The organism is Anaerobacillus sp. 1_MG-2023 (genome assembly GCF_030547345.1).
Classification (GTDB): Bacteria; Bacillota; Bacilli; order Bacillales; family Guptibacillaceae; genus Guptibacillus; species Guptibacillus hwajinpoensis_B.
This window is the reverse complement of sequence record NZ_JAUORD010000211.1, coordinates 1-243: the sequence shown is the minus strand read 5'-3', so window position 1 is coordinate 243 and position 243 is coordinate 1. Positions and strand designations below refer to the sequence as shown.

Genomic DNA, 243 nt, shown 5'->3' with positions numbered 1-243 from the left:
GGGGACATTCATGCTTCTCACATACATCGGCACCGACTCCAGATTTTTCGATGCAGCCTTTTTTGACTCCAACGGAAATGGAAGTATCTCGATTGTCGGGGTGCCGACGGCAACGCAGATTGTTCTGGAAAACAGCGCAACCGGGATCACGACAACCCTGACCGGCACCGGGTTTGTTCTTGCGCCTGATGGAGCACCCATTTCAGGCACAATCACCGGTGCTATCTTTGCTCACAATAACGA

General features: G+C 52.3%; 1 protein-coding gene. It reads left to right on the top strand.

The window, feature by feature from the left end; all coding sequences use genetic code 11:
* The coding region (locus Q4550_RS23890; RefSeq protein ID WP_303536749.1) for a hypothetical protein at positions 1-243 on the top strand (243 nt) is incomplete at both ends.